This window comes from Halomonas sp. McD50-4 (assembly GCF_022348135.1).
GTDB classification, from domain to species: Bacteria; Pseudomonadota; Gammaproteobacteria; order Pseudomonadales; family Halomonadaceae; genus Vreelandella; species Vreelandella piezotolerans.
Genome location: NZ_JAKRFG010000005.1, coordinates 39,784 through 61,491, shown reverse-complemented (window position 1 = coordinate 61,491; position 21,708 = coordinate 39,784). Strand labels below are relative to the sequence as shown.

Annotated in this window: 24 protein-coding genes; 21 read left to right on the top strand and 3 right to left on the bottom strand. The window is 55.2% G+C overall.

The window, feature by feature from the left end; genetic code table 11:
• The first annotated feature begins 64 nt into the window (after positions 1-64).
• Positions 65-607, top strand: a complete 543-nt coding sequence (locus tag MHM85_RS07800; protein WP_139525757.1) for a TRAP transporter small permease — start codon at positions 65-67, stop codon at positions 605-607.
• On the top strand, positions 604-1,899 hold the full coding sequence (locus MHM85_RS07795; RefSeq protein ID WP_239285607.1) for a TRAP transporter large permease: 1,296 nt from the start codon (positions 604-606) through the stop codon (positions 1,897-1,899). Before MHM85_RS07800 ends, MHM85_RS07795 begins: the two co-directional genes overlap by 4 nt.
• A gap of 94 nt (positions 1,900-1,993) precedes the next feature.
• Here the strand turns inward: MHM85_RS07795 and MHM85_RS07790 are convergent, their stop codons facing one another.
• On the bottom strand, positions 1,994-2,935 hold the full coding sequence (locus MHM85_RS07790; RefSeq protein WP_239285605.1) for an exopolyphosphatase: 942 nt from the start codon (positions 2,933-2,935) through the stop codon (positions 1,994-1,996).
• Between the two features lie 420 nt (positions 2,936-3,355).
• Between MHM85_RS07790 and MHM85_RS07785 the strand changes: the two genes are divergently transcribed.
• The 10 genes from MHM85_RS07785 (at position 3,356) to MHM85_RS07740 (ending at position 11,195) form a co-directional block, all read left to right on the top strand.
• Positions 3,356-3,652, top strand: a complete 297-nt coding sequence (locus MHM85_RS07785; RefSeq protein ID WP_139525754.1) for a hypothetical protein — start codon at positions 3,356-3,358, stop codon at positions 3,650-3,652.
• 218 nt (positions 3,653-3,870) lie between these two features.
• On the top strand, positions 3,871-4,977 hold the full coding sequence (locus tag MHM85_RS07780) for a heparan-alpha-glucosaminide N-acetyltransferase domain-containing protein (RefSeq protein ID WP_153843071.1): 1,107 nt from the start codon (positions 3,871-3,873) through the stop codon (positions 4,975-4,977).
• Between the two features lie 62 nt (positions 4,978-5,039).
• Positions 5,040-6,134: a serine hydrolase gene (locus MHM85_RS07775; RefSeq protein ID WP_239285747.1), complete on the top strand. Its 1,095-nt coding sequence runs from the start codon at positions 5,040-5,042 to the stop codon at positions 6,132-6,134.
• Between the two features lie 53 nt (positions 6,135-6,187).
• Entirely contained in the window at positions 6,188-6,466 is a 279-nt protein-coding gene (locus MHM85_RS07770; RefSeq protein WP_016915098.1) for a peptidylprolyl isomerase, read from the top strand.
• 147 nt (positions 6,467-6,613) lie between these two features.
• Positions 6,614-7,549 (top strand): ABC transporter ATP-binding protein, encoded by a 936-nt coding sequence (locus tag MHM85_RS07765; RefSeq protein ID WP_239285603.1) that lies wholly within the window; start codon positions 6,614-6,616, stop codon positions 7,547-7,549.
• Positions 7,546-8,307, top strand: coding sequence for an ABC transporter permease (locus MHM85_RS07760; RefSeq protein ID WP_239285601.1), 762 nt, complete (start codon positions 7,546-7,548; stop codon positions 8,305-8,307). The genes MHM85_RS07765 and MHM85_RS07760 overlap by 4 nt, the downstream gene beginning before the upstream one ends.
• A gap of 47 nt (positions 8,308-8,354) precedes the next feature.
• Entirely contained in the window at positions 8,355-9,368 is a 1,014-nt protein-coding gene (locus MHM85_RS07755; protein ID WP_239285599.1) for a nucleoid-associated protein, read from the top strand.
• 59 nt (positions 9,369-9,427) lie between these two features.
• The gene (locus tag MHM85_RS07750; RefSeq protein ID WP_239285597.1) at positions 9,428-9,928 is read left to right on the top strand and encodes a TerB family tellurite resistance protein; all 501 of its coding nucleotides are present in this window, start codon (positions 9,428-9,430) and stop codon (positions 9,926-9,928) included.
• A complete protein-coding gene (locus MHM85_RS07745; RefSeq protein WP_239285595.1) occupies positions 9,925-10,518 on the top strand; it encodes an exopolysaccharide biosynthesis protein in 594 nt (197 codons plus the stop codon). Before MHM85_RS07750 ends, MHM85_RS07745 begins: the two co-directional genes overlap by 4 nt.
• Positions 10,519-10,625: 107 nt before the next feature.
• On the top strand, positions 10,626-11,195 hold the full coding sequence (locus MHM85_RS07740; protein WP_139525746.1) for a YqhA family protein: 570 nt from the start codon (positions 10,626-10,628) through the stop codon (positions 11,193-11,195).
• 31 nt (positions 11,196-11,226) lie between these two features.
• On the opposite strand, the gene MHM85_RS07735 is transcribed toward MHM85_RS07740, so the two are convergent.
• A complete protein-coding gene (locus tag MHM85_RS07735) occupies positions 11,227-12,222 on the bottom strand; it encodes a serine hydrolase (RefSeq protein ID WP_239285592.1) in 996 nt (331 codons plus the stop codon).
• 366 nt (positions 12,223-12,588) lie between these two features.
• On the bottom strand, positions 12,589-12,909 hold the full coding sequence (locus tag MHM85_RS07730) for a hypothetical protein (protein WP_239285590.1): 321 nt from the start codon (positions 12,907-12,909) through the stop codon (positions 12,589-12,591).
• 309 nt (positions 12,910-13,218) lie between these two features.
• On the opposite strand from MHM85_RS07730, the gene fliD (MHM85_RS07725) reads away from it, so the two are divergent.
• The 9 genes from fliD (MHM85_RS07725) (at position 13,219) to MHM85_RS07685 (ending at position 21,658) form a co-directional block, all read left to right on the top strand.
• The gene (fliD, locus tag MHM85_RS07725; RefSeq protein WP_239285588.1) at positions 13,219-14,565 is read left to right on the top strand and encodes a flagellar filament capping protein FliD; all 1,347 of its coding nucleotides are present in this window, start codon (positions 13,219-13,221) and stop codon (positions 14,563-14,565) included.
• Positions 14,566-14,774: 209 nt separating this feature from the next.
• On the top strand, positions 14,775-16,175 hold the full coding sequence (fliD, locus tag MHM85_RS07720) for a flagellar filament capping protein FliD (RefSeq protein ID WP_239285586.1): 1,401 nt from the start codon (positions 14,775-14,777) through the stop codon (positions 16,173-16,175).
• Positions 16,176-16,410: 235 nt separating this feature from the next.
• Positions 16,411-18,465, top strand: a complete 2,055-nt coding sequence (locus MHM85_RS07715) for a flagellin (RefSeq protein WP_239285584.1) — start codon at positions 16,411-16,413, stop codon at positions 18,463-18,465.
• 178 nt (positions 18,466-18,643) lie between these two features.
• Positions 18,644-18,997, top strand: a complete 354-nt coding sequence (locus tag MHM85_RS07710) for a hypothetical protein (RefSeq protein WP_239285582.1) — start codon at positions 18,644-18,646, stop codon at positions 18,995-18,997.
• Between the two features lie 7 nt (positions 18,998-19,004).
• Positions 19,005-19,202, top strand: coding sequence for a hypothetical protein (locus MHM85_RS07705; protein WP_239285581.1), 198 nt, complete (start codon positions 19,005-19,007; stop codon positions 19,200-19,202).
• 101 nt (positions 19,203-19,303) lie between these two features.
• Positions 19,304-19,903: a hypothetical protein gene (locus MHM85_RS07700; protein WP_239285579.1), complete on the top strand. Its 600-nt coding sequence runs from the start codon at positions 19,304-19,306 to the stop codon at positions 19,901-19,903.
• A gap of 128 nt (positions 19,904-20,031) precedes the next feature.
• Positions 20,032-20,271, top strand: a complete 240-nt coding sequence (locus tag MHM85_RS07695) for a hypothetical protein (RefSeq protein WP_239285577.1) — start codon at positions 20,032-20,034, stop codon at positions 20,269-20,271.
• Positions 20,268-20,771 carry a hypothetical protein gene (locus MHM85_RS07690; protein WP_239285575.1) on the top strand — a complete coding sequence of 168 codons (504 nt, stop codon included), beginning with the start codon at positions 20,268-20,270 and terminating at the stop codon, positions 20,769-20,771. The genes MHM85_RS07695 and MHM85_RS07690 overlap by 4 nt, the downstream gene beginning before the upstream one ends.
• Before the next feature lie 119 nt (positions 20,772-20,890).
• Positions 20,891-21,658, top strand: coding sequence for an amino acid ABC transporter substrate-binding protein (locus tag MHM85_RS07685; protein WP_239285573.1), 768 nt, complete (start codon positions 20,891-20,893; stop codon positions 21,656-21,658).
• Positions 21,659-21,708: the final 50 nt, after the last annotated feature.

The following is a 21,708-nucleotide window of genomic DNA, read 5'->3' as shown; positions in this document are numbered from 1 at the left end:
CAATACGCTATCAACGACTGGTTTCCATAGGCGATCAAAAAACGTTCAGATAAGGAGCTTTCTGGTGGAAGACGCGGTAGCGCCCAGCAAAGGGTTGGATCGAGTGGCTTTCTATACGCTAAGGAGTGTGACTCGTCTCTGCGACGGGGTGGGCGTTGCGCTCATGGCCGCTATTCTGCTGCTGATCGTGGCGGCCGTGATTGCCCGCGACCTGCTCGGCATTGGGATGCCCTGGACAGAAGAGGTGGCTTCGATGCTAGCCATCTATGCCATTGGTTTTGGGTCTTTATCGGCTTGGGTGCGCGGCGAGCACCTTGCCGTTGATCTGTTTAGTCACAAGCTTTCCGGCCTGGGTCGGCATGTTCAATATCGTCTCACAGCGCTGATCTCGTTTGGCTTTTTCGCGCTTGCCGCTTGGGGGGCGTGGATCATGTCGGACGTGAGCGCCAACAATAAAACCGTCTCGCTCAGCATCAGTTTCAGTTACCTCTATTACGGTGTCTTTTTCAGCTTTGTGGGCATGGCGCTGATCGCCCTGTGGCAATGCGTGCGTGGTCCCGTGGTGTGGTTGGGCGCGGCCCGTGAAGAGGAGGCCTCTCGGCCATGACCGAATTACTGATTTTTGTCGGTGGCCTGCTAGCGCTCATGGCGATGGGCTTACCTGTCGTGGTCGCCATCGGCGTGACGTCCTTTGTTGCCCTCGTCGTGACGGGAACCGGCGGGTTGCCCGTCGAGCTGCTGCCATTACGGATGGTACAAACCCTCAATAACTTTACGCTTTTAGCAATCCCGCTGTTCATCTTGGCCGCCAATATCATGAATATCGGCTCCACCACGACGCGCATTTTTGACTTTGCCACCGCCTTGGTGGGCTTTACCAAGGGCGGCCTGGGCCACGCTAACGTGGTCGCCAGCTCTATTTTTGCCACTATGTCGGGCACTGCCGTCGCCGACGCTGCCGGGCTTGGCAGCATCGAAATCAAAGCCATGAAAGAGCGTGGCTACGCACTGGGGTACTCGACCGGCATCACGGCGGCCTCCAGTGTGATCGGCCCCATCCTCCCGCCCAGCATCGCCCTCGTGGTCTATGGCTGGCTGGCCAATGTGAGTATCGGTGGGCTGTTCATGGCGGGGCTACTGCCGGGCATATTGATGGCGCTGCTGCTCATGGGCATGACGCTATTGCTATCGGCCAGTGGCAAGGTGGTGATGCCGAAGCCGGTTCCCTTCGATGCGTGTGAAGTCGCCCGCACGGGAAAACGTGCCATTCTGCCGTTGATGATGCCAGCGATCATTGTCGGTGGCATCTGGGGCGGCTTTTTCACACCGACAGAGGCAGGCGCGATTGCCTCGCTCTATGCGGTGATTTTGGGTGGCTTGATCTATCGCGATTTGAGTTGGCGGGACCTTTTCAATGCTTTCCGTCGCACCCTGATGTTCAGTGCGGTGATCCTGCTGATTATCGCGGTATCTAGCTTCTATGGCTGGATTCTCGTGCGTATGGGCATCCCCCAGGCGCTGGCGGGCCAAGTGGCTAGTATCGATATGCCCATGTTCGTGCTGCTGCTCTGCTTTGCGCTGTTCTTCCTGCTGATCGGCTGCTTCATGTCGGTGATCGAAAGCATCCTAATTTTCACCCCCATTGTCGTGCCCGCCGCGCTGAGCGCCGGGCTAGACCCCGTACACTTCGGTATCGTCATGGTGATTACGCTGTCGGTAGGCGTGATTACCCCGCCGTTTGGCACGGTGCTGTTCTTGATGGTGGGCATTACACGCTTACGCTATGACCAAGTGGTGGCCGCGATACTGCCCTTCTTGCTGCCCATCCTGGCGACCATTCTGCTGCTGATCGCCGTACCTGGGCTGGCCACTTGGCTGCCCGATGTCATGGGGTATTGAAGAAGAGTCGTTTGCTTCGCCCCTTAGACGCTAGTGACGTGAGGGGCGAAGACGAGGTGGGTATTAGAAGAACGAAGGTAGATAAGTAGCTTCTTTACCCATCCGCTCTAATCTTCTCGATAATCTCCGCCAGCGCTTTCTCTGCCTGGTCGTTATCGACTTGGCAGGTGCCCGCGTTCAGGTGACCGCCACCGCCGTAGCTTAGGCACAGCTCGCCTACGTTGGTGCGGCTGGAGCGGTTGAGGATCGATTTACCAATCGCTAGCACGGTGTTCTGCTGCTTGAGCCCCCACATTACGTGAATCGAGATATTGCAGTCGGGGTACATGGCGTAGATGACAAAGCGGTTGGTCGCGTAGATGATCTCCTCGTTGCGTAGGTCCAGCACCACCACGTTGCCATGTACGGTAGCGCAGCGCTTGATCTGCTCTTTCGCTAACGTTTCGTGTTCACGGTAAAGCGTAGTGCGCTCGTGTACATCGTCGAGGGCGAGGATTTCATTGATGGTGTGCTCTCGACAGTAATCGATCAACTTCATCATCAACTGATAGTTGGAAATACGAAAATCGCGAAAGCGGCCCAGGCCTGTGCGGGCATCCATGATGAAGTTCAGCAGCACCCACCCCTGAGGATCGAGAATCTCGTCTTTATTGAACTGGGCAGAATCACCTTTATCGACGGCGTCCATCATGTCGTCCCAGCGGGCGGGGAAGGCCTCATGTCCGCCGTAGTACTCCCACACCACGCGGGCCGCAGACGGGGCGTCTGCATTGATGATGTGGTTGTCGGCCCGCTCGACGTTACGCACCGTTTCGCTCAAATGGTGATCGAAAGCCAAGTGGCAGCCAGGCACGTAGGGCAGGTTGGTGGTGATGTCGTTGGCATCGATCTCAATGTTGCCGTCCTGCATGTCCTTCGGATGCACGAAGGTAATGTCGTCGATGAGGCCCAAATGCTTGAGCAGGGCACCGCAAACCAAACCATCAAAATCGCTGCGGGTCACTAAACGAAACGTGGATGCTTGTTGGGTAGACATTTGTTTTCTCGATACGATGAACGGTGACCAAAAGATACCAGCAGTTATGTTGGGTTAAAATAAGCCTTTCTGGCCTTGCAACCTCTCCCTCCAACGCTTCTGCTTTGACCGCTATCTCTGATGCTTAATTAGCCTGCGTGCTGAATGGCATGAATCGCTGGGTCCCATGTGTCAAACATAAACAAGTTTTCGCTAATTAAAAGTCGCGGATCAGCGGATATATAGTTGCGTATTTACTCAATAAGCTTCTGAAAAATATATGATACATGGGTTTTGGGTATGCCCTGGTACGTTGACTGCAATGACTGGGCAAGAGCGAAAAGTTAGGACGACTCGCCGCTCTTATCGATCGTGAAGTTGCAACGTTGTGAATATTGAACGCTGAATTGAACGAAAGAGTTGCCATTAGGAGGCACGACCATGAAAAAGGAAGCTCTCAAGAAACTGGGTATTCTGGGTGTATCGTTTGGTCTGGTAGCAAGCCCGTTGGCGTTTGCGATGGAAGAGCACGAAGAGCAGCCTACAACACCGCAAGAAGAGACCATGCAGGATGAGCAAGGCACCTATAACTCCTACGACACCGGTCAGGAGCAGGATGCCACGACGGATGACGTGACCACCGAGTACGAAGAGGAAGAGCAAGAATTTACGTATGAAGAAGAGGAAGAAGAGCAGGAGCAGTGGGAAACGGAAAAGAACGACACGTCTGGCCAGTAACCCCCTCTTAGCGAAAGGAAGTCCTTCACCTCACGCTCATGGATGAGCAGCACAGTGCCCCGCCATTGCGGGGCACTGTTGTGTTGGAATTATTGTGTTGAAATTATTGTGTTGGAAGAGTGGCAACGTTTAATAAAGCGCCGTATCTCACTAGACGGATAGGCTATGGTAAAAGCAATGCTTCATTAACATGAACACCCGACAAGGACGTTGCTAACGTGTTTACCTGGCAAGAAGTGCCGCACCTTCCCCGTGCGGAAGGGCGTATAGATGCGATCGATCTCGCCCGTGGTGTAGCGATTGGGCTGATGATTCTCAGCCACACGGTGAGCGGGCTGATTGGCATACGCAACGTGCCCGATTGGGGCATGGTGCCCGTCCACTTTCTTACCAAGTTCTCTTCTTCTCTGTTCATTTTAGTGTTTGGGATTGCGCTGGCCGTGGCGTTTTTAGCGTCTACCCAAACGGATGCATGGCCAAGACGGCGGCTAAAACTGTGGGTGCGCGCGATAGAAGTGTGGTTTTGGTACAAGGCGCTCACCATCGTCGAGATGCTGCCGTATTACGCGCCTGGCGATATTGTCGATGCGCTGCTTTACCAGCGCTTTGCGATTTGGGTAGAGATTCTCGGCTTTTACGCCATTGCGCTACTCTGGGTGCCGCTCGTGCTGCCGCTATGGGCGCGCGCACCGCTATGGAGTCGGTGTACGCTCATTATTGGCTTGACCACGCTTTCTGCCTGGCTGCAGGGGTTAAGCTTTGGCGGTAACGATACCTTGAAAGCGTTGCTGGTCGATCATGAAGACCACTACACCTGGGGGCAGCTCAGCCGCGCGCCGCTGATTTTGACGGGCCTGCTGATCGGTGAAGCCCTGCTGCGCTGCTATTTTGATACGGCGCTGCGGCGACGACTGGTGCTGGCGCTGGTGGGCGTGGGGGCTGTCATGGTCGCCGCGTTCTATGGATTGGCCTTGGCCGAAGGCGATGTGTCTGCCGCGATGTTGGCGGTGGCGAATAACGATGGCAAGCACCCGCCTGGGCTAAAATTCACGCTGTACAGCGTGGGTGGTGCGCTGGTGATTCTGGGCATGGCGCTAGCGGGTGGGTCGGCGGCATCTCGGGTGTTGACACCGCTGACGGTCGTGGGTAGCGATGCCCTCAAAGCGTTCATTTTTCACATTGTAATGATTTTTCTGGTGCTGCGTTTTCTGCTGGAAGGAGAAGGCATGTACACCTATCCACAGGCGCTTGGCGTCGGTGGGCTGTTGATTATTGGGGCCGCGCTGTGGATTTGGCTAACGCGCTGGATCGCCCGATACAAATAATTCGCCACCATCAGCGGTAGGAGGTACGGTTGCGACAGTTTAAATGCTGGTTAGCGGCAGCGCTGGTAGGTGTTTTATTGCCCGCCAGCGCCACGGTATGGGCTAACACGAACTGGTATTACGAGGTCGATAAGCAGAGCCCTTGGCAAGGCGATCTAGACGCCCGAATAAGCGCCATTGAAGACGTATTTGGCGGAGCACTTGGCGTTTACGTTCAGAATCTCGCAACGGGCGAGGCGTACGCGTGGCAGGCAGACGCCCCCTGGTATTTGGCATCGCTGATTAAAGTGCCCGTGGCGGCTCAGGTGCTGGCCGAGCGTCAGGCGGGCACGCTCTCCTTGGATGAACGCCTGATCCTGGCACGTAGCGACTTTGTCGATGGCGCAGGGCCGGTCAATTGGCACGACCTCGGCACGCCGATCTCGGTGCGCTACCTGCTCGAGCAGATGCTTACCGTCAGCGACAACACCGCCACGGACATGCTGATCGACCGCGTCGGCCTGGATGCCGTGAATGCTCGTGCCCGCCGTATGATCGCTGCCAGCAACGGCCAGCCGGAGCATCTCGGCCCCATCAGCAAGCTGGTGGACGTTCGCCAAGGCGTGTATGGCCAATGGCATCCCGGGGCTCGCCAGCTGAGCGGGTTAGATTTTATCGCCCTGCGACAATACGGTGTGAACCAGCGCTCCGCTGCGTTGGCCCGTGTGCTGGACGTGAGCGAAGAAAGCTTCGGCCAACCCGACTATGACCACGCCTTCGATGCTTATGAAGCCACGGGTGAAAACGTCGGCACGCTGCGCGCCTATGGCGACCTACTGGCCAGCTTGCATCGCGGTGGCATGGAGGATATGAATGCCGAACAGCGCCAAACGCTGCTTGGCATCATGCAACGAACCCAATCCGGTGAGCACCGTTTGAAACGGGGCATGGGCCGCGCATTTACCTTTGCGCACAAAACGGGCACGCAGCATCGGCGAAGCTGTGATGCTGGCATTGCCTCTCGCGAGGTGCTCGCCTCCCAGGAGAGCCGCGCCGAAAACGGCCCTTGGGTCGTGGTGGCGTGTACCCGTGGGCCGCTCTCGGTGCAGGCGCACGAGCGTGCTTTGGCAAGGGTGGGCGAGGCGCTTCGTTATAGCGGTGCCTTGGGTCACGACTAGCGGCAGGCGTGGTAAACTGGCCCGCCAAATTGGTTTTATTAAAGGAGTTCGTTATGGCACGTGCCAGCGCCCGTCATATTTTGGTAAGCAGCGAAGAGCAGTGCAACGCGCTGAAACAAGAGATCGAAAACGGTCGTGATTTCGCCGATGTCGCCAAGCAGCACTCTAGCTGTCCCTCCGGTCGCCAAGGCGGTGACCTGGGTAGCTTTGGCCCCGGCCAAATGGTGCCTGAATTCGACAAGGTCGTCTTCAGCGGTGAACTCAATAAAGTGCATGGGCCGGTACAGACTCAGTTTGGTTATCACTTGCTCGAAATCACCAGCCGCACCTAGCACTCTGTCTGACTGGCGGCGCACGCCGCTTTTCCAGACATCGTCTAATCCCTTTTAAAGGCCGTCATGCACCGCGGCTGCCGTCGCGGTGCCATTGGCATCGTGCTGTGCCGGTACTGCGCTGGCCCGCGATGTAAGGAGCACGCCTTGAACGACCCTATCATCACCATCGATGGCCTGAATAAAACCTACGAAGGTGGCTTTCAGGCGCTCACCCGTGTGGATTTGACCATCCAACGCGGTGAAATCTTTGCTCTGCTCGGCCCGAACGGGGCGGGTAAAACCACGCTGATTAGCGTGGTATGTGGCTTGGTTAACCCAAGCGAAGGCCATGTCATCGTCGACGGCTTCGATAGCGTGCGCGATTACCGCCAAGCCCGCGAGCGGATCGGTCTCGTGCCGCAAGAACTCACCAACGAAGCGTTCGAAACGGTGTGGAACACGGTGAGTTTCAGCCGCGGCCTGTTTGGCAAAGCCCCCAATCCAGCCCATATCGAAAAAGTGCTCAAGTCGCTCTCGCTGTGGGATAAGCGTCACAACCGTTTGATGACGCTCTCCGGCGGTATGAAACGCCGGGTTTTGATTGCGAAAGCACTCTCCCACGAGCCGCGCATTCTGTTTTTGGATGAGCCGACCGCCGGGGTGGATGTCGAGCTTCGCCGGGACATGTGGGACGTGGTGCGCGGGCTGCGCGATGAGGGGGTGACGATCATTCTCACGACCCACTACATCGAAGAAGCCGAAGAGATGGCCGACCGCATTGGCGTCATCAATCGCGGCGAGATCGTGCTGGTGGAAGAAAAAGCCGCGCTCATGAAAAAGCTGGGCAGCAAGCAACTGACCCTGCAACTGAATAGCCCGCTGGCGGAATTGCCGCCCGCACTGGCGCAGGAAGCGCTCAGCTTGGCCACCGACGGTCATGAGCTGGTGTACACCTACGATGGTCGCCAGGAAGAGGAAGGGCGCGGGATCTCTACCTTGTTAACGCAGCTAGAGCAGGCGGGCATTGGCTTTAAAGACCTACACACCCGGCAGAGCTCGCTGGAAGACATCTTCGTTGACTTGGTGAAGGAGCGTTCATGAACCTCTATCCCGTTCGCGCGATTTACATGGCGGAAATGGCGCGCACCCGCCGCACGCTGCTGCAAAGCGTCGTCTCGCCGGTGATCTCCACCTCGCTCTACTTCGTGGTGTTTGGCGCGGCGATTGGCTCGCGGATCACGGAAATTGGCGGCGTGAGCTACGGCGCCTTCATCGTGCCTGGCTTGATCATGCTCATGCTGCTGACCCAAAGTGTCTCGAACGCCTCGTTTGGCATCTTTTTTCCCAAATTCTCCGGCAGCATCTATGAGATTTTGTCGGCGCCGATCTCCTATCTAGAGATCGTCGTGGGCTACGTAGGGGCGGCGGCCTCGAAATCGATACTGCTGGGGCTGATCATTCTCGGCACCTCCAGCTTCTTTGTGCCCCTACAGATCGCCCACCCGCTCTGGATGCTGACGTTTCTGGTGCTCACCGCCGTTACCTTCAGCCTGCTGGGTTTCATCATCGGTATCTGGGCAGATGGCTTCGACAAGCTGCAGCTCGTGCCGCTGTTGGTGATTACCCCGCTCACGTTTCTAGGCGGCAGCTTCTACTCCATCGATATGCTCCCGCCGTTTTGGCAGAGCGTGACCCTGGCGAATCCGGTGGTCTATCTCGTCAGCGGCTTCCGCTGGAGCTTCTACGGCATCAGCGATGTCAGCTTAGGGGCCAGCGTGGCGATGATCTTGCTGTTTCTGGCGGCCAGTCTTGCCACCATTGCCTGGATTTTCCGCACTGGCTACCGCTTGAAGCCTTGATATCGATGTGCGCTAGTCGACGTTTTTTCAAAAGGTGATGTCTGTTTATGCCGCTACTACACAGTACCGTTTACCGCTTGGAGCCTTCCCTCGACGGCGAACGCTTGAGTGTGACTGCCCCACCTACCGAGGCCGACACCGCCAGCGATGACACGGTGATGGCAAGCTTGGTGAACGCGCTAAACGACACTTACAACACCAAGGCAAAAGGCTGGGGGCGCTTTGCCGAGCAGGGTGAGCAAGCGGGGCCGTTGTTGGCGTGGCTCACGGCGTATCGAGCCGACGAGCAAACCTTTGCCCAGTTGGCCAGCGCCATGGCCGAGCGGCTGGCTCAAACGCTGCAGGGCCAGCTCTCGGTGGGCGGTTTCTTGGTCATCGCCCATCTTCGTCAAGGTGACACCGAGACGCTCTTCATGGCGCTCGTGCATCAGCGGGAAGGCATTGGCTTCAACGACGCGCACCAAGCGGTCCCTGCCGCCCAGCTCAATACGAGCCAGCTCACCCTGGCGGCCCGCATCAACGTGACCCAGTGGCAGAGCGGTACGGAAAGCACGCAGTACGTGTCGTTCCTGAAGGATCGCGGCGGTAAAAAGCTGGCCGACGGCGTCGCGGCGCTGCTGGGGATGGAGGAGGGCATCGATGCCCCGGCCGAAACCCGTACGTTGCTGAAAGCCTTTAGCGACTACGTCGAAAAAGAGGACCTGGACGACGATGCCAGCCGTGAAAAAACCGATACGCTGGTCGACTACGCCCACGAGCAGTTACGCCGTGGCGAACCCATGACGCTGGAAGAGCTCTCCGAGCTCGTCGACGAGCAGCAGCCCAAGGCGTTTTACGACCATATTCGCAACGCCGACTACGGCCTTTCGCCGGAAATACCGCCGGACAAACGCACCATTAGCCAGTTTCGCCGCTTTACCGGTCGCTCTGGCGGCGTCTCGATCAGCTTCGATTCACACCTGCTGGGTTCCAGTATTGAATATGACGAAACCCAAGATCGGCTGATCATCAAACAAGTGCCCAAACAGCTCAAAGAGCAGCTCGCCAAGCGCAAGGATTGAGGCGGCACTCTCGAGGCATCTTGGAGTCCTAAGCTAGCCACTGACAGGAGGAGTTCGCCGTGCTGGATGCCATTCACTCTTTTTTTCAACAGGCCCTCTCTGCGCCTGAGCAGCGTGATGACCAAAGCCTGACCCTGGAGCTAGCCTCGGCAGCGCTACTGTGTGAGGTGATGCGCGCGGACTACGATCAGAGCGACGTAGAGCGCGCGGCCCTCAAGCAAATGCTGATGGCGCGCTACCGGCTCGATGAACAAGATGTCAGCCAGTTGATGGCATTGGCAGAGGCGGAGGTCGACGATGCAGTGGATCACTATCAGTTCGTTAGCCTGATCAAACAGCACTACGACTACGATCAGCGCCTGGAGCTGGTGAACCTCATGTGGGAGCTGGCCTGGGCCGATGGCTCGCTCGACCCGCTGGAAGAGCATCGCATCCGTCGGCTGGCGGATCTACTTTACGTCAGTCATAGCGACTTCATTCGCAGCAAACTCAGCCATTCACCCGACGAGAGCGCTATCCATCACAACACTCACGGCAAAGGAGCGCCGAAACGCCCATGAGCGATACGCAGGAAGCAACGAATTTAACCGAACTGATCCACACCATGGAACGGATGGAGCGGGAAAACGCGCAGGTTAGCGTGGATGATGTGGTGCATGCGGTGGGGCGGCGCTCGTTTGGTCCGCTGCTGCTGTTGGCAGGCTTGATTACGCTGGCGCCGATCATTGGTGATATCCCCGGGATGCCCACGCTGATGGCCGCCTTGGTGCTGCTCACGTCGGTGCAGCTTTTGATCGGTCGAGCAACGTTTTGGCTACCTGGTTGGTTGCTCAACCGCTCTTTGTCTCGGCATAAATTCGATAAAGGGCTGCACTACATGAAAAAACCGGCCCGTTGGGTCGATGGACTGCTGGGCGTGCGCTTGGCGTGGATGACGGGCTATATCGGTATTCGGGTGACGGCCTTCGCTTGCCTGCTGGTGGCGTTAGCGATGCCACCCATGGAGTTCATCCCTTTCAGTGCCAATGGCGCTGGATTGGCACTTTCGCTGTTTGGGCTGGGGTTGGTGGCGAGAGATGGCCTGATGCTCGCGCTGGGGTTTTTGCTGACGGGCGTGACGTTTACGATCGTCTTGATGAATCTTATTTAATGCTTACCAAGCGCTGCTTGTGAACTGGCTCCGCTGGTCGACGTGTTAGGCAGAGTCAAGGTACGTTTGTGATGGGCTTGGATACCATAAGGAGCAATGCGTCTACGATGAGTCACTCACCTTCACCTCAGTCGACCCCGCCACCCAAGCCGCCTCACGAGCAGTCTACTTGGGAGAGGCGTATCGAGACGGCGCTGTGGAATTCGCGCTTTTTGGTCATGCTGGCGGTGGTGCCAAGCCTGCTGGGCTCGCTGATGCTGTTTATCGTCGGTACGTTGGATATTTTCAAGGTAGTGGGGGATGTGCTGCACTACTACCTGGTGGATGACAGCCAAAATATCCATGACACCCTGGTGCCCGACATCATTATCGCGGTGGATATCTATCTGATTGCCATCGTGCTGCTGATTTTCGGGCTGGGCGTGTATCGATTGTTCGTCTCGCGTATCGACCAAGCCGAGGTGCGTTACCCCGCCCACCCCTTCAACGTCGCCTCGCTGGATCAGTTGAAAGACAAAATCGCCCGCGTGGTGATTCTGGCCGTGATCATCGAGTTCTTCCGCGCCGTGGTGGACATTCGCTTCGCCACACCGCTGGATGCGATCTACTTGGCACTGTCCGTGCTGGCGCTGGCCGCTGCGCTCTACTTGATGAGTTTGGCGCATAAAGGGGAGTAGTTGGCGAGGGCGTGACGTTTCTTGCGCCGCGCTACTCATCCTCCAATAAATCGACGACCAGCTCATTCAACCGTTGCTGAAATTGACCGCCGGGAGAGGGCGGCGTTGGGTCTGACGTAATCACCACCGTCATGTCGCGCTCAGGAATCACATACAGCGCCTGCCCGCCATATCCTCTCCCGTAAGCAACGTCTTCACCCGCGAGCGTCGTCATAAACCAGCCAAAACCGTAGCCATCGCCTGTCCAAGGCGATTGGCCTCTGGGCGTCCAAGAGGCTTCTACCCAACCCTCTGGCAGCACGCGCTGGCCATCGGTCCTGCCGTCATTACGGTATAGCTCCCCAATCGCAATGAGCGCGCGTGGGGAAAGCTGCATGTCGTTCCCACCAAAATAGATCCCTTGTGGGTCCTGCGGCCAAGGGGGAATCGCAATACCAAGCGGCTCGCCCAACAAGCGCTGCGCAAGTGCAAGCGTGCTTTCGCCGCTGGCCTGAGTCAGCGCTGCCGACAGCAAATGGCTGGTGCCAGTAGAGTAGAGCATTCGACCACCAGGACGGTCGACGAACGGGCGTGTAAGCGCATCGTTGACCCAGTGAGCGCTAGCTACCCAAGCGCCGTAGTTGCTGCCGGAGGTGCGCTCCAACCCAGCCTGCTGGGCCAACAGATGAGCGACCGTGATGTCGTTGACTCGACGATCGGCGCTGCTCGGCACGTTATCGAGTAGCGCCACGACGGGCTGATCCACCGATTCGATAATGCCTGATTCGATGGCCGCGCCGGTCACGGCGGCCAATACCGTTTTAGAAAGCGACTTGACGTTGGCAGGCTCCGCGACGCCGGGTCCGCCCTGATGATGCTCATGAATGATCGTACCGTCATGTGCTACCACGACGGTGTGTAGACGATCGAGGGTGCGGGCCTGTCGATCGAGTGCTTGCAGCGCCTCCGATGAAGGGGCTGACGCGATGACTGGCGTAACGGTCAACGCGCTTATTGCACACGCCAGCATAAAAGCCGTCGTTTTCATGGCAATACCTGAGAAGAGAGTGGTACGGCTCTGAAAGCCATGCACAGACAAGGTTCCCTCAGCGGAACGCTGACGGACATTACGCAAACCGATGAAAAGCCTGCTACGCTAAAAGTACCCGTTGAAGGGAAGCAACCCTTTGATTTCCATGAAACGCAAAAGCAAGGAGTGCCATTATGCGTAACATCATCTATATCATCGGCCTGATCGTTGTCGTGCTGTTTATTCTTTCGCTGTTAGGGCTGCGCTAAGCGGTTCTCTCAGAATCGAAGCATGAGTACTGAAATATCAGTGCTAACGCAGCGCGACATCAGCATCTGCCAACGCCCGCTTTCTCAGCGGGCGTTTTCATATCGCTAATGATGCTCAAGCGCAGTCGGCGGCACCTTGACCAAACATATCGAACATTAGCTCTCGGCCCAATGGCGTCAACACCAATCGGCCATAGTCATTGAACATGGCGGCGTCGCTCTTTTCCAAGGTGGTTTGGCAAATCGCCCAGCGCGGGTGGTGCTGGCGAAGCCTATCCAGTTCTTGGCGGGACAGGCCTCGCTGTGTCAGTGTGATGGTTTCGAGCACGTGTCCGCTCTCATACAGCATTTCGGCCACGCTAGAGAGACAGTGTCGTAAGCTGCGCTGAATATGGAAGGAGGCAGTCGACGCAGAGTGTAACGCTTCGGCGGGCATGGGGGAGGCTCCTGCATTCGCAGCAAAATGGGTGTGCTGCAGTGCATTATAATGCAGGAGGGGGATTAGACCAAGGTCTATGTTAGGTGCGTGGTAGCGTCATTCAATCGCCATGTAGGCTGTCTACACTGGCCAACAACGTAGATGGCTCATCCAGGGAGTTGGAGAATTTTCATCTAGAGTGGGGGGGCGCCCTAAAGTTTTTGAAACGCTGGCCGATAAAACATCAATAACTACTCCGACATCGAATCGTATTGGATAAGGGGCGTCAGCACGGCAGGCGGCTTTTTCAAAAAAGGACAGTAACGTATGGCTTCCATTTCTTCATTGGGTATCGGTTCAGGGCTGGATCTCAACGGCCTGCTCGACCAGTTGCAAGACGCTGAGCGTGGCAAGCTGGCTCCCATCGAACGGCAACTGGAAACCCAGCAAACCAAAATTTCTGCCTACGGCCAGCTGCAAACGGCCCTGTCTGCTTTTCAAGACGCGGCCGACGCGCTCAACGACAGCTCGCTTTACGAGAGCTTGTCGACCAACGTGGGTGGCGAGGCGCTCTCGGCAACGGCGAATGGCGAAGCGCAGCCCGGGAGTTATAACGTTACGGTGGATACGCTGGCGACTCGCGGTACCTTGGCATCGGTAGGCGTGACTGCCCAGGACGAGGCGCTTACCACCACTGAGCAGACGCTAACGTTCACCTTTGGTGATGGCAGCACGCAAGGCGTAACCATTGCCGCAGATAGCTCCCTCGAAGACATACGCGATGCTATCAATGCCAGCGAAGAGTCCGGCGTTAATGCGACTATCGTTTTCGATGGAACGGATTACCGGCTAGCGCTAAGTTCGAGTGAGACGGGCGCCGAGGCCTCTATCACCAATTTTAGCTTTTCTGACACGGCACCTTTTGCTGCCGATATTGATAACACATTGCAAACCGGCACCGATGCCTCTCTGAATGTAAACGGCATTGCCATTACCAGCCCTACTAACCAAGTAGAGGGTGCGATTCAGGGCGTCACGCTCAACCTTCAGGCCGAAGGCGACAGCACGGTGAAAGTCGAGCAAGATACTCGTGCAGTGCGCGAAGCGATTACCGGCTTTGTCGATGCGTATAACGGTTTAAAAAGCACCATTGGCGAACTCACCAGCTTTAATGCTGAAACCGGCGCTGCCGGTGAACTGCTGGGTGATAGTGCGGTACGCACGGTGGAGTCTCGTTTACGCAGCGTGTTGGGTGGTGGCGTAGAGGGCCAGTTCTCCATGCTGACGGATATCGGTATTTCGTTGCAACGAGACGGCACGCTGGAAATCGATAGCGGTAAGCTAGATGATGCCATTGTCAATGATCAGGATGCGCTCTCTGCCTTTTTTGCAGGCGCTGCCGATAACGAAGGTATGGCAGGCCAAGTGAACCAAACCATCGAGCAGCTGTTAGGTAGTAATGGCACGGTATCCGGTGCCATTTCTGGTGCTGAAACCCGCATTGAGTCGTTGGGCGAGCGTTACACGCGCATGGAGCAATCCATCGAGCAGACCATTTCTCGCTATCGTACCCAGTTTGGTCAGTTGGATAGCATGATCGCTCAAATGAACCAAACCAGCAGCTACCTTACCCAGCAGTTTGATGCGCTAGACGCTCAGTTAGGCCGCGACTAAATGCAATAGAGCTAAAAATGTTGCAAAACGCCTGCGCTAAGCAGGCGTTTTTGTTGAAGGAATGAGCTATCTGTCGTTAAGAGGTAAAAAAAGCCTAAAGTTGGCCGCTGTTCCGTCGATAAACATGCTATCTATCCAGTCGCAACGCCACCGTTGGCGCACTTTATTAATGACTGTGGGTTTAGCCTTTTGCATTGAGGAGCATCTGCATGGCGACAATAACCTCCCTAGGCGTCGGCTCTGGCCTGGATCTCACCGGTTTATTAGATCAGCTACAAGAAGCGGAGCGCGGTAAACTCGCGCCTATCACGCTGCAGAAAAAGCAGCAGCAGGCAAAAATTTCTGCCTACGGCCAGCTGCAAACGTCATTGAACAGTTTTCAAGATGCGTTAGCAAAACTGAATGACCCAAAGCTCTACCAAAGCCTTTCCGCGAACGTGCGTGGTGATGCCATTAAAGCCACGACATCTGCCAGTGCGCTGCCCGGTAGCTACCGGGTAGAGGTATCGCAGTTAGCCACTTCTGGCACCCTGGCCTCAACCCGTGTGACTGACCGAGACACCGCGCTAGACCTGCAAGGCGCAACGGCCATACGGCTGGGGTTTGGCGGTGGAGACTCTGTCGATATTGATATCGCCCCCGGCAGCAGCCTCTCGGCGATACGCGATGCCATCAACGCCAATAAAGATGCAGGCGTTAACGCCACCATCATCAACGATGGCCAAGGCTACCGGCTGGCGCTCAGCTCTAAAAACACCGGTGCGGATGCTTCTATTGCCAGCTTTAGCTTTGTCGATACCAGTCAAGACCCGGCGGTAACGGTAGCAGGCCCTTTTGGTGAAGATACCGCCACCAAGCGTGCTGGCGAAGATGCAGCACTGACGGTCAACGGTATTTCCATTAGCAGTGCTAACAACCAAATAGAAGGGGCCATTCAAGGAGTCACGCTGAATCTAGCCGAACTCAGCATTGCCGATGGCGAAACGGCGACCAGCACCATCAACATCGAGCGCGACACGCTAAAGCAGCGCGAAGCCATAAACGGCTTTGTAAAAGCGTTTAACGATTTAAAAGGCACCATCGGCAAACTCACCAGCTTCAGCGGCGATGCTGACACCGCCGGTGAACTAGTAGGCGATAACACTGTGCGAACGATTGAAGGCCGCTTGCGCAGTGTGCTAACGGGCGGTATGGAAGGTGGCGAGCTAGGCACCTTGAACCAGTTAGGCATCACTTTGCAGCGTGATGGTAAGTTGCAAGTGGATGACGTTAAGATTAGTGAGCTGGTAGCTAACAGCCCGCAAGCGCTGAGCGATTTTTTTGCAGGTGATAAAACCGCGAACGGGATGGCAGGGAAACTCACTACCACCGTAGAGCAAATGCTCGGTAACAACGGGGTAGTCAAGCTGGCCATTAGCGGTGCTGAAAACCGCGTGAAAAGCCTAGACGAGCGTTTTGAGCGTATGGAAGTGACCATCGAACGCACCATCAGCCGCTACCGCACCCAGTTCGGCCAGTTGGACAGTATGATTGCGCAAATGAACAGCATGAGCAGCTATCTCACCCAGCAATTCGACGCGTTGGATTATCAGCTAGGTCGTAAGAAATAGCCGCTACCAATTGCCCGCCAGCCTCCTTCACAAGGGGGCTTTTTACTTCTGAGGTAAGAGGCAGCGTCGAAGGTGGCTCCAACCTGCTATCGATATCGCTCAGTTACCAAACATTACATTATTTTTTGCCAGTCTCGCTAAAGACTCTCCTCCCATAGCCGTTAATTAATACAACGGCGCACCATGTCGCCGAAAAGCGGGCCTGACGGCCAGTTCACACGCAAGGAGAATCACCATGTCAGTGATCAATACCAACATTACCTCCATGATTGGTCAGCAGAACCTGTCCAAGTCACAAAACGCGTTACAGACGTCTATGGAGCGTCTGAGCTCTGGCCTGCGTATCAATAGCGCCAAAGACGATGCCGCTGGCCAAGCTATTGCCAACCGCATGTCTTCGCAGATCACTGGTCTGGCACAGGCGCAGCGTAATGCCAACGACGGTATTTCTGTTGCCCAAACCGCTGAAGGCGCACTGAATCAAGTCAACGATAACTTACAGCGTATCCGTGAGCTGGCAGTACAGGCTGAAAACGGCACCAACAGTCAGGACGATTTGGATTCCATCCAAAACGAAATCAATCAGCGTCTTGGTGAAATCAATCGTATCTCTAGCGAAACCGATTTTAACGGCACGAAAGTACTCCAGTCTGATAATGGTCTGAAAATTCAGGTTGGCGCTAATGATGGCGAAGTAATCGAAGTTGCCCTGAAAGAAATTAATGCGAAAACCCTAGGTCTGGAAGGTTTCAATGTAACAGGCGCTGGTGAAGTCGCTAATGAAGCTGCTACGCTTGATGATCTAACGCTTGCTGGTGCGGCTCAAGTCGGCACTACTAACGAATATATTCTATCCACTGATAATAGCGTGGCAGTGACGACTGACGTACTAGGCTCTGCAGTTGCTGGTGATAGCATTTCTATCACCGATGGGGGCGTCAGTACTGCTTACACCAAGCAAGCAGATGGCTCTTTCTCATTTGGAGCTACCTACGCAGATACACCTGCAGACGCGATCGCTAGTGCAATGCAGCCCGCATTAGGCGAAACGAAGACTGCAACAGTAACCATTGGTGGAGAAAGCACAGATATCACCATTGCAAGCGATGGTGCTATCACTTCCTCTGCAAGCGGAAATGTATTGTATCTGGACGCTACTGGAAACCTCACTGAAAACGGCTCTGGTACTCCGCCTGCTGCAACCATTGATAACCTGTCAGCTTCTTTGGCAGCTCGTTCAGGTGATAGTATCGCTATCGATGATGGTGCAACCTATACAACAGGTGCCAATTTTTCAGATTTGACCTTGAGTGATGGTAGTTCTTCTGATGTCGCTACAGTAGCTGCAGACTTGACAGCTGAAGCTGGTGGCAATGCAACAGGCGAAGCTGCTGAGCTTTCAGTAACTATCGATGGAACGACCACTACTGCGTTCCTAAGAGCTGATGGCAGTCTGCATACTACCAACGACACTACTACTTCAAGTGCGCTTTTCTTTGATGCCAACGGCAACCTTTCAACTGATAACAGCGGAACTGCTGCTACAGCCACTAATTTAGTTGAGAATGTTTCTGCCTTTAGTGGTAGCGTTTCAATCACTGCTCAAGGCACCGGCGGCGCCAATGTTAATGTTGGTGAGTCTTATTCTGGTAATGGCCGCGAAGTGGCAGCAACTGGATTAACGACTACTGAGGCAGGTGTGCGTGATGCTTTACTTGCAGCTGATGATGGTACGTACACATTAACTATTAATACAGGCGATGCTGCAGCCGAACAAAATATTGATTTTACAGTTGCAGCAGGTGCTGTGACAGGCACCAGCTTTAGTGGTGGCACAGGAACTGATGCAATCGCAACAGGTACGGTTTATGTTGGCTCTGACGGCTTAACAGACGCCGATACTTCTGACGTTAGCTATTTCGCCCAAGAAAACGGCAACATTACCAATGATTCTGGTCAGCGCATTTACCAGGATGCCGAGGGTGCGTTCACCACTGATGAAACCACTGAGCGTGAACGTTCTTCATTGAGCGAACTAGACGGTGCCCTTTCTACCGTTGACGCGCTACGTTCTGATCTCGGTGCGATTCAGAACCGTCTGGAATCGTCTATCGAAAACCTAAGCACCACGGAGACTAACCTCTCTGCTGCCCGTTCACGTATCGAAGACGCTGACTACGCGGTAGAAGTGGCTAACATGACCCGCGCGCAGATCCTGCAACAGGCCGGCACGTCCGTGCTAGCCCAGGCCAATCAGATCCCACAGAACGTTCTGTCTCTGCTGGGTTAATCTGAAGCTTGGCCGAAAGGCTAACGCAGTAATAAACAACGGGGCCGCAAGGCCCTGTTTTTAATGATGCTGAAAATATTGGTATGGCATCGTTTTATAGGGTTAATTTTTCGATAGACTCGCTTGCTTTGCGAATAAGATGGTAAGCCTTTTATATACTGATGTTAGTAGGAGTACCGTGAAATCATACGCCGCAACTATTTCCGCTTCATACGTGATGAATGAGCTTGTCCCTAGGTTAAGAGCTGTGGAACATCAGGTTCAGAAAACCATCGGTGCCATTATCAATTCAAGCAAAGTGCCTGCTCAAATTGAACGCTATACCAAGCTACAAGCAGAATTTCAGCTAGAGCTGACCATGATTCGTATGAATCTTGAACATTTGCTGACGCGCTACCACAAAGAGCTAGACAGGGTTATGAAGGACCCGCGACAAGACGTGTTGCTGAGTCTAGACGCCTTTGAAGCCACGGCGATTGAAAATGCCCATCAGCTCTATCAGCGTGTGCAACAGTTACAGCAGCGCGGCTGACCAATTAATGACCTCCCAAGACCACGAAAACGTCATACTGAAGCTAGATGCTCTTATTCAAGAAACGCGGTTGCTGATTGAAAAGGTAGAGCAGCACGGATTAGACCAAACCCAGCCAGAAGATTACGACCAGTTACTGACTATTTTGGGAAAAGCGGTTAACCAGCAGCGCGAACATACGATTCAAATGCTCAACAAAGAGTGACACAACGTAACAGATAGTTAGCTTGCAAATTTTCTGTCCTAGGCTAATGTTTCATGCATAAAAATAAAGCTTTGCTTGGCTAACAACATGAGATATGGGCAATGGACACGCAAACCCTTTTATTGGTGCTGGCGATTGGTGCGATTTGGCTAAGTGTTACTTGCGGGTGTGTAGCACTATATCTATTTCTGGTACGTGGAAGGGCGGGGGGCGTGCCTGTTGCCCAGGGTGCAGCTGTCGTTTCCAATGATTCGCTGTCTCCCCAGTCAGCACCGGTGTTACTCAATCAACAGAGCGCCGCTTGGGAAGTTCAGGTGCTGTTTGAAGCCCCCTCCCCCGCGTTGAATGACCGCCTAGGCGTGACGCTATCATCCGCAGGCGCGGTATACGAACAGCGCAGCAAGACCTTTGCCTTGACAGGGGATTCCTCGCGTACGCCGATCGTCATCGAAAACGCTGTAGGCGCTGGTCAGCTTCCCCCCTTAACCCAATCACAAGCGAGCCACCCGCCAATTAAGGGGGTGAGCATTAAAATTGTTAAAAACAGCCGTATACTGACACCTAGCAAACTTCAGCTGGCGAAATTGGTATCGCTATCTAAAAAGCTGGCGCGCTTAGGGGGCACGGTGGTGGATGCCGAACAGCAGCCGATTACCCCGGCAGGCTTTCATGCAGTCATTCAAGGGCAGGCGAGAGTATAACGCTTATATGTTTGCCTCACTTCCCTGCTATGGGGCAAAGGTCATTTCATTACGATGATTTCCCCCTGCCCATCACTTTCCTGCTAAATTCCCAACAGGGCATCGGGCCCGACGGCGGAGAGACACGGATGGGTAAGGTTCACTTTATTGGCGGTGAGAAGGGCGGGGTGGGCAAGTCGATGGCGGCGCGGGTGTTGGCGCAGTACTACATCGATCACGAACGGCCGTTTTTGGGCTTTGATTGCGACGCCTCCCACGGTACGTTTTCACGCTTTTATCAGGAGTACGCCTCGCCGGTGGTGGTAGGCGACGACGACAGCCTGGACGGCATGCTCTCGGCGGTCGAGGAGCACCCGATCGCGATTTGATCATCGACTTGGCTGCGCAATCGGCCCAGCCCATCAATCGCTGGATCGATGAAACCGATGTGTTCGGCCTGCTCGATGAGTTGGGTATGCAAGTCGTGTGGTGGCACGTGATGGACGATGGCGCCGATACGGTGACGCTGCTGTCTCAGGTGTTGGCGCGCTACGCATCGCAACCCGTCGACATCGTGGTGGTGCAGAACAAAGGCCGCGGCGAACATTTCGAGCGCTTTCTGCAGTCAGATACCTATACGCAAGCTCTTGACCAAGGGGTTGCGCTCATCGAGCTTCCAAGACTGCATGCCAAGCTCACCCAAAAAATCGATTTCAATAACAGTAGCTTCTGGGCGGTGGCCAACGACCGCCGCCTGATGAACATTGCCGAGCGCCAACGTATGAAGGTGTGGCTTCGTCATGCCTATGAGCAGTTAGAGCAGGTCGTCGGCCTGGGCGGCGAGTCGGTGCAGTCAACTTGGGATATGGCTAGTTCCAAAAAATCATAAGCAGGCGGTTTATTATTTCTTTTTTGCTGGTATCTTGTCGGCATTGCGCTGGTGACGGGCACCCCGACGCCAGTGCCCCTGTCTCTAAGAGGGGCCTAAGGCCCGATGAGGAAAACCGTATGATGAACGTAAGCCGTTTGAAAAAGACTGTGATGGCGCTCTCCTTGGGCGTTGCGGGATGGGCATCCATGGCTGCCCAGGCTGACACGCTGCGTGTCGGTATGTCGGGTGGCTACTTCCCGTTCACCTATGTCGAGCAAGATGAGCTGAAGGGTTTCGAAGTCGATGTGATGAATGCAGTAGGGGAGATCACCGGCGACGAGATCGAATTCGTGACCGCGAGCTTCTCGGGCTTGGCGGGCATGCTGGAATCGGGTCGCATCGATACCATTGCCAACCAAATCACTATCACCGATGAGCGCAAAGCCAAGTATGCCTTTACCGCGCCTTATGTATACGACGGTGCCCAAGTGGTCGTACGTGCCGGTAACGACACCATCGAAGGCGTCGACGATTTGTCCGGCAAAAGCGTGTCGGTGAACCTAGGCTCTAACTACGAGCAGCTGCTGCGTGAGCAGCCGAACGCCGACGAGATCGATATCCGCACCTACGAATCCAATGTGGAGCAGGATGTCGCGCTGGGCCGTGTCGATGCCTTCGTGATGGATCGAGTGAGTGCCAGCCAGGTCATTAGTGAGCGTGGTTTGCCGCTCGCCTTGGCAGGTCAACCGTTCACCACCATCGAAAACGCGCTGCCGTTCCGTGACGACGAGGAGGGGCGGGCGCAGCGCGACCGCGTCGACGCTGCGCTGTCTGAACTGCGTGAAAACGGCACGCTGGGTGAAATCTCCCAGAAATGGTTCGATACTGACATCACGACGCCATAAGCTCGGCGAACCTCTGATGATGGCGGCCGTGGCATGACCACGGCCGTTTT